Source organism: Leifsonia sp. NCR5 (assembly GCF_002105485.1).
Taxonomy (GTDB): Bacteria; Actinomycetota; Actinomycetes; order Actinomycetales; family Microbacteriaceae; genus Leifsonia.
This window is the reverse complement of record NZ_NCSR01000025.1, coordinates 15200-28064: the sequence shown is the minus strand read 5'-3', so window position 1 is coordinate 28064 and position 12865 is coordinate 15200. Positions and strand designations below refer to the sequence as shown.

The 12865-nt window shown below is 68.8% G+C and carries 13 protein-coding genes; 4 read left to right on the top strand and 9 right to left on the bottom strand.

What is annotated here, in order from left to right:
- Positions 1–57: 57 nt before the first annotated feature.
- Entirely contained in the window at positions 58–882 is an 825-nt protein-coding gene (locus B7438_RS17080) for a FadR/GntR family transcriptional regulator (protein ID WP_256922096.1), read from the top strand.
- On the opposite strand, the gene B7438_RS17075 is transcribed toward B7438_RS17080, so the two are convergent.
- The 8 genes from B7438_RS17075 to B7438_RS17040 all read right to left on the bottom strand — a co-directional run bounded on the left by B7438_RS17075 (position 867) and on the right by B7438_RS17040 (position 8341).
- The gene (locus B7438_RS17075; protein ID WP_256922095.1) at positions 867–1703 is read right to left on the bottom strand and encodes an amidohydrolase; all 837 of its coding nucleotides are present in this window, start codon (positions 1701–1703) and stop codon (positions 867–869) included. The two genes, B7438_RS17080 and B7438_RS17075, sit on opposite strands and share 16 nt — an antisense overlap.
- Positions 1700–2038, bottom strand: a complete 339-nt coding sequence (locus tag B7438_RS17070; protein ID WP_085370887.1) for an L-rhamnose mutarotase — start codon at positions 2036–2038, stop codon at positions 1700–1702. Before B7438_RS17070 ends, B7438_RS17075 begins: the two co-directional genes overlap by 4 nt.
- A complete protein-coding gene (locus tag B7438_RS17065; protein WP_085370886.1) occupies positions 2035–3216 on the bottom strand; it encodes a mandelate racemase/muconate lactonizing enzyme family protein in 1182 nt (393 codons plus the stop codon). The genes B7438_RS17070 and B7438_RS17065 overlap by 4 nt, the downstream gene beginning before the upstream one ends.
- 28 nt (positions 3217–3244) lie before the next feature.
- Positions 3245–4153, bottom strand: a complete 909-nt coding sequence (locus tag B7438_RS17060) for a carbohydrate ABC transporter permease (protein ID WP_256922094.1) — start codon at positions 4151–4153, stop codon at positions 3245–3247.
- Positions 4154–4155: 2 nt separating this feature from the next.
- The gene (locus B7438_RS17055) at positions 4156–5097 is read right to left on the bottom strand and encodes a carbohydrate ABC transporter permease (protein WP_085370884.1); all 942 of its coding nucleotides are present in this window, start codon (positions 5095–5097) and stop codon (positions 4156–4158) included.
- A gap of 1 nt (position 5098) precedes the next feature.
- Complete coding sequence (locus tag B7438_RS17050) at positions 5099–6421, bottom strand: ABC transporter substrate-binding protein (RefSeq protein WP_247597178.1); 1323 nt, start codon at positions 6419–6421, stop codon at positions 5099–5101.
- Between the two features lie 145 nt (positions 6422–6566).
- Entirely contained in the window at positions 6567–7328 is a 762-nt protein-coding gene (locus tag B7438_RS17045) for an SDR family oxidoreductase (protein ID WP_085370882.1), read from the bottom strand.
- Entirely contained in the window at positions 7325–8341 is a 1017-nt protein-coding gene (locus B7438_RS17040; RefSeq protein ID WP_085370881.1) for a zinc-binding dehydrogenase, read from the bottom strand. The genes B7438_RS17045 and B7438_RS17040 overlap by 4 nt, the downstream gene beginning before the upstream one ends.
- A gap of 140 nt (positions 8342–8481) precedes the next feature.
- Between B7438_RS17040 and B7438_RS17035 the strand changes: the two genes are divergently transcribed.
- The 3 genes from B7438_RS17035 (at position 8482) to B7438_RS17025 (ending at position 12199) form a co-directional block, all read left to right on the top strand.
- The gene (locus tag B7438_RS17035; protein ID WP_085370880.1) at positions 8482–9489 is read left to right on the top strand and encodes an aldo/keto reductase; all 1008 of its coding nucleotides are present in this window, start codon (positions 8482–8484) and stop codon (positions 9487–9489) included.
- A 96-nt stretch (positions 9490–9585) separates the two neighbouring features.
- The gene (locus tag B7438_RS17030; RefSeq protein ID WP_085370879.1) at positions 9586–10590 is read left to right on the top strand and encodes a LacI family DNA-binding transcriptional regulator; all 1005 of its coding nucleotides are present in this window, start codon (positions 9586–9588) and stop codon (positions 10588–10590) included.
- 103 nt (positions 10591–10693) lie between these two features.
- On the top strand, positions 10694–12199 hold the full coding sequence (locus B7438_RS17025; RefSeq protein ID WP_085370878.1) for an alpha-N-arabinofuranosidase: 1506 nt from the start codon (positions 10694–10696) through the stop codon (positions 12197–12199).
- A gap of 6 nt (positions 12200–12205) precedes the next feature.
- Here B7438_RS17025 and B7438_RS17020 read toward each other — a convergent pair whose 3' ends face one another.
- Positions 12206–12820, bottom strand: a complete 615-nt coding sequence (locus B7438_RS17020) for a TIGR00645 family protein (protein WP_085370877.1) — start codon at positions 12818–12820, stop codon at positions 12206–12208.
- Positions 12821–12865: the final 45 nt, after the last annotated feature.

Below are 12865 nucleotides of genomic sequence, written 5' to 3'. Positions count from 1 at the left end.
GTGGACTAAGGCAATGTCAACCCCCGGCGGCCGGACAGGCGAGCTAAGGTCATACGTATGGCGCTTGACTCACATTCGGCGGCCCGCCTCATCCCGCAGCGGCTCCCCGCCGCCCGGCTCGGCGTGGCCGTGGTCGCCGAGCTGGTCGAGCTGATCGTCACCGGACAGCTCAACGAGGGCGACCTCCTGCCGCCCGAGGGACCACTCAGCGAGCACTTCGGCGTGAGCCGCACGGTGCTGCGCGAATCGGTCAAGCGGCTGGAGGAGAAGGGCCTCGTGATCGTCTCCCAGGGGCGGGGCACGCAGGTGCTCGCTCCCGGGTACTGGAACATGCTGGATCCCGTGGTGCTGTCCGCGCTGATCGACAACGACGAGAGCGTCGGCGTGCTGGACGAGCTGACCGTGGTGCGGGCGAGTCTGGAATCCGCGATGGCCGGCGCCGTCGCGGAGACGCACACCTCCGAGGAGCTGCGCCGGCTGAACAACGCGCTCACGGCGATGCGCGAGAGCGAGTCCGAGACGGACTCGTTCCGTCAGGCCGACGTGGTCTTCCACTACGCGCTGATGGAGATCTCGGGGAACCGGCTGGCGGAGAACATCGCCAAGCACCTCTACAAACGCGCCGTCGAGTCCAGCCGCTACCAGGGCATCAACCCCCCGGATGCCGTGGCGCTGACCCTGGATGAGCACGCGGCCATCGTCGAGGCGATCGAGCGCAAAGACATCCAGGGAGCGCAGAAGGCGATGCACGACCACATCCACATCTCGTGGGAGCGCCGCCGCCTTCCCGACCACGCACCGCGCAGCAGGGCGAGCCAGAAAGGGCAGCCGGGCAAAGGGCAGCCGGGCCAGAAGGCGCAGCGCGCTCAGCCGAGCGAGTAGGCCTCCCGCGCCGTCCCGCCGAACACGCGGTCGCGCTCTGCGGCGGAGAGACCGTCGAGCAGGGTCTCCACCGCGGCGATCCACGCCGGGGCTCCCCCGCCGAGCTCGGCGAGCGGCCAGTCGGAGCCGTACATCAGCCGGGAAGGGCCGAAGCCGTCGAGCGCGACGTCGACCACCGGAGCGAGCTCGCGCGCCGTCCAGGATCCTGCCGCGAGCCCGGAGCTGAGCCCGGACAGCTTCGCCGTCACGTTCGGACGCCGGGCAAGCTCGCGCAGCCCGGCCGCCCACTCGCCGAGGTCGCCTCCCGGTGCAGGAGGGCCGCCGAGGTGATCGAGCACGAACCGCATGCCGTCGTGCTGCTCGGCCAGCCGGGCCGCCTGGCCCAGCTGCCAGTCGCGCACCACGAGGTCGAAGCTCAGCCGCTCGGCTTCGAGGGCCGCCATCCCCCGGCCGACCTCCTCGCGCGAGAGCCACTCCGGGTCCGGGTCGATGTGCGCGAGGTGCCTGATCCCGACTACCGGGGTTGCACCGCCCATCCGGATGCGGTCAAGCTGCCCCCGGATGTCGCCCGCCAGGTCCACCCAGGCGACGAGTCCCGCGATGGCGGGCGAGGCGAGCCGTGCGAGCCGGACGCTCTCGTCCAGGCTGTTGCTCGCCTGCACGACGATCGCGCTCTGCACCCCCGTGCTCGCGAGCATGGCGGTCAGCTCGTCCGCACCGAAATCGCGGTCGATGGCCTGCATCGCCTGCGGGTCGATCCAGTCCTGCGGGTCGGTCGCACGATCCCACAGGTGCACGTGCGCGTCGATCCGACCGCTCACGCGAGGTGCCAGATCTCGTCGATGGGCTGCCACAGCGCACCCTCGGTGCGCTCCTCCGCGATCCTCACCTGGCACGGGTCGGTGTGCGTCCACCACTCCTGCGAGACGGGATCGGCGGCGATGCGCTCCATATCGGCGTCGTGGTCGTCCCCGACGTACTCGTAGTACGCGAAGAGCGTGTCTCCGAAGAGGAAGATGCTGTAGTTGCGGATGCCGCACTCCGTCATCTTCGCCTCGACGCCCGGCCAGACGGCGCGGTGCAGTTCGAGATACTCCTCGCGCTTCTCCGGCCGGACCCCGACCACGAGCGCCCTGCGCTCCGGCGTGGCGCTCACGAGACCGGCCTCAGCGGGTTCACCGGCACGTCGATCACGTCCGGCTCGGCGACGAGCCGCAGCGCTGCCCGTTCCGGCCGGATGTGCGGACCGGACGCCGACGAGAGGACAGGGCTCGGAACGGAGGACGTCAGCAACGCCTCGTCGACGATGATCCCGATGCCCGGCCGGTCGCCCAGCACGATCCCGCCGTCGTCGAACTCCTGATCGACGTCCAGGCCGACCGGGAAGTGCAGATCCTGCACCTCGTGCGTCAGCAGGTTCGGGATGGCCGCGGCGGCGTGCGCGGCCGGGTTCGCGTTGTACGCGACTGGGCTCACCGGCAGATCCCGTCCGTGCGCCAGCGTCGCGACGCGGAGCAGGTGGGTGATTCCCCACACATTGCCCACCTGCACGATGTCGACGGCGTTCGCGTCGAGCAGCGGCCGGTACTGTTCCAGCCCGGTGAGGTTCTCCCCGCTGGCGATGGCCGCGCGGACCGTGCCGCGGAGCGCCGCCATCCCGGCTGCGTCCCAGCGCCGCAGCGGCTCCTCCACCCAGGTGAGGTCCATCCGCTCCTCGATCGCCGACAGGAACCGCGCGGCCTGCGCGTGGTTCCACGACTCGTTCACGTCGAACATGATGGCCGGCCTGCGGGAGTTGCGGCTGAGCGTGTCCCGCAGGATCTCCAGGCGGGGCAGGTCGCGGTCGAGGTCACGGCCGCCCTTGAGCTTGCCTGCCTTGAAGCCGCGGTCGGCGAACTGCTCGTAGAGAGCGGCGACCTCCTCGTCGGACAGGCCGTACTCCAGGCCGGAGGCGTAGCCGGGCACGAATCGCTCGCGCGCGCCGAGCATCCGCCAGAGCGGTTCGTCCGCCGCTTTCGCCTTGAGGTCCCAGAGGGCCATGTCGATGGCGCCGATCGTGCCGAAGGTCGAGCCCGAGTGACCGGCTTTGAACACCCAGTCGAGCATCCGGTCGTAGAGGGCGACCACCGAGCGGGGGTCCTCTCCCTCCACGGCGGGGAACACGCGCTCGATGTCGCTGTGCGCCCCGAGGCCGACGCCCTCGATGCCGGCGTCCGTCTCGATGATGAGGACGGGGACGGGTGTGGTGTTCCCGCTCTGCACGCCGTTGACGTCGCCGGTGACCCTCCCCCAGTCGTGGACGGTCGAGAGGCTGCGATATCCGGTGATCTTCATCGGTGGTACTCCTTGATTTCTGGCGCGGTCATTCCTTGGTTCCTCCCGCCGTCATGCCAGAGACGAGGAATCGCTGGGAGAAGAGGAAGACGATCAGGACGGGCAGGATCGACACGATGGTCGCGAGCGCCAGGGTCGGCAGCTGCACCGAGTCCGAGCCGGCCGAGCTCGGGTTGAAGGCCGGGGTGGCCGAGAGCAGCGAGGTGAGCCCGACCTGCACGGGGTATCCGTCACTCGACGGCAGCATCACGAACGGCAGGAAGAAGTTGTTCCAGTTCTGCACGAAGCTGAAGAACGCGACCAGCGCGACGATCGGCGCCGCCAGCGGCAGAGCCACCCTGGTGAACACCTGCAGCTCCGAGCATCCATCGATGCGGGCGGCGGCGAGCAGATCCCTCGGGATGCTCGTGGAGAAGTAGATGTACGTGAGGTAGACCCCGAACGGGAAGAACGACATCGGCAGGATCACCGACAGCGGGCTGCCGATCAGACCGACCGCGTTGAGTTCGAGGAAGATCGGGAGCACGAGCGCCGTGCTCGGGATGAGCATGACCACCAGGGTCAGCACGAGCATCGCCTTGCGCAGCCGGAACTCGGTGAGCGCGAGCGCGTATCCGGCCGGGACGCTGACGATGAGGGTGATGACCAGGGCGCCGATCGAGTACATGGCCGAGTTGCCGATCCACGTCGTCACCGCGCCGCCCTGGAAGGCGAACAGCTGGTTCCAGTTGGCGACGAAGTCGGACCACGAGCCGAGCGCGAACGGGTTGGACAGGATGAGCGCCTTCGACGACTTGGTCACGGCGAACAGCAGCCACACGATCGGGATGGCGAAGAACAGGACGAAGACGGCGAGGACGACGGCCGCGATGGAGCGCCCGCTCCAGCCGCGGAGGGCCGAGCCCAGTCCGCGGCGTTCGCTCTGGAGTGCTGTCATGGTCATTCCTTCTCGAAGAGGCCGCCGCGGGTGACGAACACCCACGAGAGGAGCAGCGCGACGACCAGCAGGATGAGCGAGATCGCGGCGGCGCCGTTGAAGTCGTTCTGCTGGAAGGCGTATTGGTACGCGAGCTGGTTGAGCGAGTAGTCGTTGGGGACGATCGCGTTGCTGGCCTGGCTGAGCAGCTGCGGCTCGACGAAGAGCTGGGTGCCGGCGGCCAGCGACATGACGCCCATGTACGCGATCCATTTGCGGAGCATCGGCAACTGGATGCGCAGGGCGATCTGGAACGCGTTCGCTCCGTCGATCCTGGCCGCCTCGAGGATGTCGGTGCTGATGTTGTTCAGCGCGCCGTACATGATGACGATCCAGCCGCCTGCACCCGTCCAGAACGCGATGATCGCGAAGATCGCCGGCAGGTTTCCCGGCTGGATCACCTCGACGAAGCTGTTCAGCCCCAGGAAGCGGAGGATGCCGCTGACCGGGCTGGCGGTGGGGTCGAGCACGAAGAGCCAGAGCAGGACGCTCGACGCGCCGGCGAGCGCGCCGGGCAGGTAGTAGATGAAGCGCAGGGAGGTGGCGGCCCAGCGCGCGCGGAGCGAGTGGACGATCAGCGCGAGCACGACCACGAAGATCACGAGGCTGATCAGCCAGATCACGAGGTAGACCGTGACGTGGAGCACGGCGGGCCAGAACCGGAAGTCGGTGACCACCGTCACGAAGTTCTGGAACCCGGCGAATCCGCCGTCGGCCGTGGTGAAGGCCAGGAGCACCGCATACAGCGCCGGGAGCACGCCGAAGGCGATCGTGAGCAGTGCGTAGAGCGAGATGAAGACGTAGCCGATCGGGGTGCGCCCAGGTGCCCGGCCGCCTGGCCGGGCTGACCGCCGGCGCCCGGAGGCGCCGACGGTCAGCTGGTCGCTCGGGGGAGCGAGTGTCATGTCAGTTCACCGTGTATCCGTCGACCTTGGCCTGGTTCTCGATGGCCGTCTGCCAGGTCGGCAGCAGGTCGACGATGGACTTGCCTCCGGTGATGGCCGGGGTCATGGTCTTCGCCCAGACGGCTTCCTGGCTGAAGACCGGGTAGCCCCAGCCGTCCCAGACCTGGGAGGCGGCGGTCACGATGGGCTTGAGCGGCGTCGCGAAGTACTTGCTCGACTCCTGCTTGGCGATCCACTTCTCCGCGGCCGGCGCGAACGCCGGGTATCCGGGGGCGAGGGCGACCTGGTAGTCGTCCGCCGTCGTGACGAACTCCGCGAACTTCGCAGCCGCCTTCAGGTTCTTCGAGTGGCTGGAGATGAACCAGGTGCCGCCTCCGACGTTTCCGGTGACCGCCTTGTCCTCACCCTTCCAGGTGGGAGGCTCTGCGACGCCGAGCTGTCCGGCCGGCACGTTCAGCGACTGCGCGTTGTTGAAGATGGCGCCCGCGTACCAGGCCGGGCCGGGCATCATCAGGACCTTGCCGCTGTAGTTCTTGACGAACTCCGGGGTGAAGACGCTCACGACGGGGACGGTCTTGTTCTCGCGGAGCGTGTCGAGCATCGATGCCGCCCGCTTGCACTCCTCGCTGTCCGTCTTGACCGTGACGGCTTTGGGACCGGTCACGTCGTTGGCCTGGCACTTACTCGCCCACATGAAGACCTCGGGGGTCCAGGCGTCGCCCGCCGTGCCGACGATGTAGCCGGGGTGCTCCTTGGCCACCTTCTCGCCGAGGGCCTGGTACTCCTCCCAGGTGGTGGGGACCGTGTAGCCGAACTGGTCCATCAGGGACTTGTCGAACCACAGCACCGCCTGCGCGAGGTCGTTGCGGAGGCAGTAGACCTTGCCCTCGACGGTGCAGGGGTTCAGGGCCCCTCCGGTGAACTTGCTCAGCGTGTCGCTGGGAACGAGCCCCTTGTCGAGCACAGCGGCGAAGGCCTGCTTGCCTCCCGACTTCTGGCTGGCCCAGGATGCGTCGCTGTTCTGGCTGGAGAAGACGACGTCCGGCCAGCCGCTGCCCGCCCTGTCGAAGAGTTGCATCTTCGTGCGGAACGAGTTGGAGCCGTTCGCCGATCCGTCGTACGTGACGACCTTGATCTTCGTTTCGGGATTGGCCTTCTCGAAGGCCTTCGCAGCGGACTGGCGGTCCGCGTCCACCCAGACGGTGATCGTCGAGGAGGTGTCCTGCTTGGCTTCGGGAAAGCCGTATGAACCGTTCGTGGTGCTTCCGCCGGTGCTGCAACCGGTGAGGGCGATCAGTGCCGCTGCGGCTCCGATCGCTGCCACCGTCAGCGCGGGCCTTCGGCTCGAACGCACCACAGTGTGGATTCCGACCATGAGATGTCCTTGTCTTGTCGACTTCGTTGACGACGCCGAGGAGGCGTAGTGCGAGCATAGAGCATACGTATGATGTTTGCCAAGAGGCAATCGCCTACCGGCCGAGCCAGCCCCCATCGACGGGCAGGATGGCGCCCGTGACGTACGCCGCAGCGTCGGATGCGAGGAACACGGCGGCCCCCGCGACGTCCTCCGCAGCACCCCAGCGACCGGCGGGGATGCGTTCGATGATCGACCGCGACCGCTGCTCGTCGTCCTGCAGCGCCTGGGTGTTGTCCGTCGCGATGTAGCCGGGAGCGATGCCGTTGACGGTCACACCCCTCCCCGCCCACTCGTTGGAGAGCGCACGCACGAGACCGGCGACACCGGACTTCGCCGCCGCATAGCCAGGCACGTTGATGCCGCCCTGGAACGAGAGCAGCGACGCGGTGAAGATGACGCGCCCCCGGCCGGCATCGAGCATCCGGCGCCCGAGCACCTGGCTGAGCAGGAAGCCGCTCGTCAGGTCCACCTCCAGCACCTCGTCGAACCACTCCATCGGATGCTCGGCGGCGGGCGCGCGGCGGATGACGCCCGCGTTGTTGACCAGGATGTCCACCGTGCGATCCCCGGCGACCAGTCCGTCGGCGAACGCCGTGACCTGCGCCCTGTCCGCGAAGTCGACCCTGTGCCCGGTGAAGGAGCGACCCATCCCGCGCACCCGGTCGGCGATCGCAGACGCCTCCGGATCGAGCGTCGCCGAGACGCCGACGATGTCCGCTCCGGCCGCGGCGAGCGCCTCGGCCATCGCGAACCCGATCCCGCGTTTCGCGCCCGTGACGACGGCGAGCCTGCCGGTCAGATCGAACGGGTTCATGCTCCGACCTCCACGAGCAGCTTCATGGCCTGGCCGGCCTCGAGCGCTTCGAACGCCGCCGCGACCTCGTCCAGGGCGACCACACGCGTGATGAGCTTCCCGGCCGGAATGGTGCCACCGGCCACCAGCTCGACCGCGCGCTCGAAGTCCTGCCGCTCGTACACCCGCGCACCCAGGATGGTGAGCTCGCGCCAGAAGACGCGGTGCAGGTCGAGCGGCCTCGGCTGCGAGTGGATCGCGACCACGACCACGGTGCCGCGCACCTTCGCCAGCCCGGTCGCGCCGAGCACGGCGGCCGCGGCGCCGGAGACCTCGAACACCACGTCGGCGCCCGCATCCCCGGTCCACTCGTTCACCCACGCCACCTGGTCGACCCCGGACGGGTCGATGGTGCGCAGCCCCATGTCCTCGGCGGCCGCCCTGCGGTTCGCGTCGATCTCCGCGATCACCACCTCGGCACCGGATGCGGTGGCCACCGTCGCGATGAGCACGCCGATGGGTCCTGCGCCGATCACGACGACCTTGTCCCCAGCACCCGCGCCGGATCGGCGGACATCGTGCACGGCCACGGCGACCGGCTCGACGAGCGCGGCATCCCGCAGCGACACGCCATCCGGGAGCCGGACGAGGGTGCGGGCCGGCACGTTCCAGTACTGCTGGAGCGCTCCGGGGCTGTCGATGCCGATGAAGTCGAGGTTCTGGCAGATGTGCTGGTTTCCGGCGAGGCAGGCCGGGCAGGTGCCGTCCCAGTCGAGAGGCATCACGGTGACCAGGTCGCCGACCGCCCAGCCGTCGACGCCCGGGCCGAGCTCGGCGATGGTGCCGGACATCTCGTGGCCGATGGTCGCCGGGGTGGTCACCCGCGCATCCATGTCGCCGTGGTAGACGTGCAGGTCGGTGCCGCAGATGCCGACGTACGCGACGGCGATCCTGACCTCCCCGTCGCGCAGAGCCGCCGGCTCGCGCTCCTCGACCGTGATCGTTCGTGCCCCTGTGTACTCTGCCGCCAACATCGCCGACTGCTCCTCTTCTCTGCGTTCACGCCTCGTCGCGCCGCTTCGACCCCTGGCGGGATGCGGCGACCACAGCTTAGATCAGAATATCGGCAAACATAATACGTATGCTGAGTTATCATCACGGACATGGAGAAGCGATGAATCCACGAACGAGCATCCCGGCGCGCACCCTGCGCACGGGAGCAGCGGTGACGGAACTCGGCCTCGGCGCCGCCCAGTTCGGCAACCTCTTCCGCGAGACCACGGATGAGGAGACCGAGCGTGCGGTCGCCACAGCGCTCGGCGCCGGCATCCGCTATTTCGACACGGCCCCGCACTACGGGCTCGGGCTGTCGGAGCGGCGGCTCGGTGCCGCTCTGCGTGCGAACGATGCGCGGCGTGACGAGCTCGTGCTCTCGTCGAAGGTCGGCAGGCTGCTCGTCGACAGCCCGGAGACCGCCGACCGGCTCGACGACGACGGGTTCGTCGTGCCCGCCGACCGCAGACGCGTCTGGGACTTCAGCAGAGACGGCATCCTCCGCTCGGTCGAGTCGTCGCTCGAACGCCTCGGAACGGACCACCTCGACATCGCGTACCTGCACGACCCGGACGACCACTGGCCGGAGGCGTCGACCACCGGCATCGGGGCACTCGTCGAACTCCGCGACCAGGGCGTCGTGCGCGCCATCGGGGCCGGGATGAACCAGTCGGCGATGCTGACGGCGTTCGTCGAGCAGACCGACGTGGATGTGGTGATGGTCGCCGGCAGGTTCACCCTGCTCGACCAGTCGGCGCTGACCGACCTCCTTCCCGCGGCGCTGCGCCGCGGGGTGTCCGTGGTCGCTGCGGCGGTCTACAACTCCGGCCTGCTGAGCAGCCCGACCGTCGACAGGGCCGCGCACTTCGACTACGGAACGGCCCCGGCGGCCGTCGTCGAACGTGCGGAGGCGCTTGCGGAGGCGTGCGCGCGGCACGGCGTGAGCCTGCCGGAGGCGGCCGTCCAATATCCGCTGCGGCACCCGGCCGTCGTCTCCGTGGTGACGGGGATGCGCACCGCCTCCCACGTGCGGAGCACGGCGGACCGGTACGCGGCGACCATCCCGGATGCGCTCTGGGAGGAGCTGGACGCGAGCGGCCTGGCGGCCGACCCGGCGCGCATCCACTGACGCCCGCCCCGCCGCCCTCTGCCGCCAGCCCTCCGCGCCCGCGCCGTTGTAGCATTCCAGGGGACCGCTCCGGGGTGGCTCGGGAAGGATTCGACTGTGGCCGTGACGCTCCGCGAGGTGGCTGCAGCGGCCGGCGTGTCCATCAAGACCGTCTCGAACGTGATCAACGGCTACGCGTATATCAGCGACGCAACGCGGGCGGCCGTCGACGCCGCTATCGCCGAGCTCGGCTACCAGCCCAACCTGTCGGCGCGCGGCCTGCGCTCCGGACGCACGGGCGTGATCAGCCTCGTGATCCCCGACCTCAAGAACCCGTACTTCGCCGAGCTCGCCGACTCCGTGATGCGCGAAGCCGCCACGCACGACGTCGCGGTGTTCATCCAGCAGAGCGGGGGCGACCGCGACAGGGAGCTCGCGATCCTGCGCGGCCCGCAGATGCGGATGGCGGACGGCATCCTGTTCAGCGTCGCCGGCCTCGGCCAGGAGGACGCCGCCCTCGTCGACGTGCCGACCCCGATCGTGCTGCTGGGCGAGCGGATCTTCCACGGTCCCGCCGACCACGTCACGATGATGAACATCGCGGCCTCCCGGGCGGCCACGGAGCACCTGCTGTCGCTCGGGCGTCGCCGGATCGTCGCGCTGGGCGCGCATCCCGGTGAGGTCGTGGGCTCGGCCGGGCTGCGGCTGGCCGGGTACCGCGAGGCTCTGGAGGCGGCCGGGGTCGAGTACCGCGACGAGCTGGTGCTCGAAGCCGGGGAGTGGCGCCGCGTCGACGGCGCGCGCGCCATGCGGACGTTCCTCGAGACCGGCATCGACGTGGACGGCGTCGTGGCCTTCAACGACTCGCTGGCATTCGGCGCGATGCGCGCCATCGAGGACCGCGGGTTCCGCATCCCGGACGACGTGGCGGTGATCGGCTTCGACGACCTCGACGAGACGAGGTACTCCATCCCGACCCTGTCGTCGATCGAGCCCGGCCGCGACGACATCGCGGAGACGGCCGTGCGCCTGCTGCTGGCGCGGATCGGCGGCGACACCACTCCGTTCCAGGAGCACGAGGCGCCGTTCCGGCTGGTCGCCCGCGAGTCGACCGCTCGCTGACCGCGCGTCTCCGAGCCGGGGTTGACAGGGCGCCCCGGAATGTCGGATAGTCTTCCTACAACGTTATAGGTAAACGTTGTACTACGACGAAGGAAGCCAACGAATGTCTGACTCCACGATCATCCTCGACCGCGCGAACACGGTCGGCCCCGTGCGCCGCCGCACCTTCGGCGCCTTCGTCGAACACCTCGGCCGGTGCGTGTACGACGGCCTGTACGAGCCCGGCCACCCGACCGCCGACGCCGACGGTTTCCGGCGGGATGTGGTCGACCTCGTCAAGGAGCTCGGCACCAGCACCGTCCGCTATCCAGGAGGCAACTTCGTCTCCGGCTTCCGCTGGGAGGACTCCGTCGGCCCACGCGAGAGCCGCCCGGTGCGCCGCGACCTCGCCTGGCACTCGCTGGAGACCAACCAGGTGGGACTCGACGAGTTCTCCCGCTGGCTCAAACTGACGAACTCCGAGCTGATGCTCGCCGTCAACCTCGGCACCCGCGGCATCGAGTCGGCGCTCGACCTGCTCGAATACGCCAACCACCCGTCCGGCACGGCGCTCAGCGACCAGCGCATCGCCAACGGAACGCCCGAACCGCACAACATCCGGATGTGGTGCCTCGGCAACGAGATGGACGGCCAGTGGCAGACCGGCTACCTCACGGCCGACGACTACGGCAAGCTCGCCGCCAGGACCGCCGCGGCGATGAAGATGGCGGACAAAGACCTCGAACTGGTCGCCTGCGGCTCCTCCGGCTCCGGGATGCCCACCTTCGGCGAGTGGGAGCGCGTCGTCCTGGAGCACGCATACGACCACGTCGACTACATCTCCGCGCACGCCTACTACCAGGAGCGCGGAGGCGACCTCGGGTCGTTCCTCGCCTCGTCGGTGGACATGCAGTACTTCATCGACACGGTCGTCGCGACCGCCGACCACGTCGGATACCGCAAGAAGAGCACGAAGAAGATCAACATCTCGTTCGACGAGTGGAACATCTGGTACCTCGACGAGCACCAGGCTTCCGACGAGATCAACGACGAGTGGCGCGTCGCCCCGCGCCAGCTCGAAGACGTCTACTCGGTCGCGGACGCCGTGGTGCTCGGCAACCTGCTGATCACCCTCCTGAAGAACAGCGACAGGGTGACCTCGGCCTCCCTCGCCCAGCTGGTCAACGTGATCGCCCCGATCATGACGGAGCCGGGCGGGGACGCCTGGCGCCAGACCACGTTCTTCCCGTTCTCGGTCACCAGCAGGCTGGCGCGCGGCACGGTGCTGCGCCCGGCCATCGACTCGCCGACCTACACCACCGCGGTCCACGGCGATGCAGCGGTGGTGGATGCCGTCGCCACGTTCGACGACGAGACCGCGACCGGCGCGGTGTTCCTCGTGAACCGCGACCAGACCGCATCCCGGACCGTCACCATCGACGTGCGCGACCTCGGCGCATCCCGGATCGACGAAGCGGTCACGCTGGCCGACGACGACGTCTACGCGAAGAACACCCTCGAGAACCAGACGCGTGTCGGCCTCACGCCGAACACGTCGGCGGCGATCGAGGACGGCCGCCTCACGGTCGTGCTGCCGCCCGTGTCGTGGACGGCCGTGTCGTTCGGCTGACGCCGGTCACTTCGTCTTCGACAGCTTGTCGATCCAGGCCAGCGCCACGGCCGACAGGATGAAGACGCAGTGGATGACCACCTGCCAGAAGACGCCCTCGCTGGTGTACTTCTCGCTGCCGAGGACGCCGCCGTTGGCTGCTCCGATGTCGGCGACGGCGATGAACGTCTTCAGCAGGTGGATGGAGGAGATGCCGATGATCGCCATCGCCAGCTTCACCTTGAGCACATTGGCGTTGACGTGCGACAGCCACTCGGGCTGATCGGGGTGTCCCTCCACGTTCACGCGTGAGACGAACGTCTCGTAGCCGCCGATGATCACCATGATGAGCAGGTTCGCGATCATCACCACGTCGATCAGCCCGAGGACGGCGAGCATGATGTCCGCTTCCTCGATGTGCGTCGGGTGGGCGACCACGTCCTCGGCGATGTGCCACAGCTCCACCATGAAGACGTAGACGTAGATCAGCTGAGCGACGATCAGGCCGAGGTAGAGCGGGGCCTGCAGCCACCGGCTGGCGAAGATCAGCGAGCTGATCCCGCGCTGCGGAGCGTTCGGACGGCGCGGCGACGGCTGCTCTGCCTGGGTGGGGGCGAGGACGGGTGGGGCAGTCTCTGACACGGGGGCTTCCTCACGTATTCGGGAGGGAAAGCCTAAACGGGCATT

Bases quoted from the DNA above. Each gene is read 5' to 3' on its own strand.
- B7438_RS17080 (WP_256922096.1), top strand. From the start codon at position 58: ATGGCGCTTGACTCACATTCGGCGGCCCGCCTCATCCCGCAGCGGCTC.
- B7438_RS17065 (WP_085370886.1), bottom strand. From the start codon at position 3,216: ATGAAGATCACCGGATATCGCAGCCTCTCGACCGTCCACGACTGGGGG.
- B7438_RS17060 (WP_256922094.1), bottom strand. From the start codon at position 4,153: ATGACAGCACTCCAGAGCGAACGCCGCGGACTGGGCTCGGCCCTCCGC.
- B7438_RS17055 (WP_085370884.1), bottom strand. From the start codon at position 5,097: ATGACACTCGCTCCCCCGAGCGACCAGCTGACCGTCGGCGCCTCCGGG.
- B7438_RS17045 (WP_085370882.1), bottom strand. From the start codon at position 7,328: ATGAACCCGTTCGATCTGACCGGCAGGCTCGCCGTCGTCACGGGCGCG.
- B7438_RS17040 (WP_085370881.1), bottom strand. From the start codon at position 8,341: ATGTTGGCGGCAGAGTACACAGGGGCACGAACGATCACGGTCGAGGAG.
- B7438_RS17035 (WP_085370880.1), top strand. From the start codon at position 8,482: ATGAATCCACGAACGAGCATCCCGGCGCGCACCCTGCGCACGGGAGCA.
- B7438_RS17025 (WP_085370878.1), top strand. From the start codon at position 10,694: ATGTCTGACTCCACGATCATCCTCGACCGCGCGAACACGGTCGGCCCC.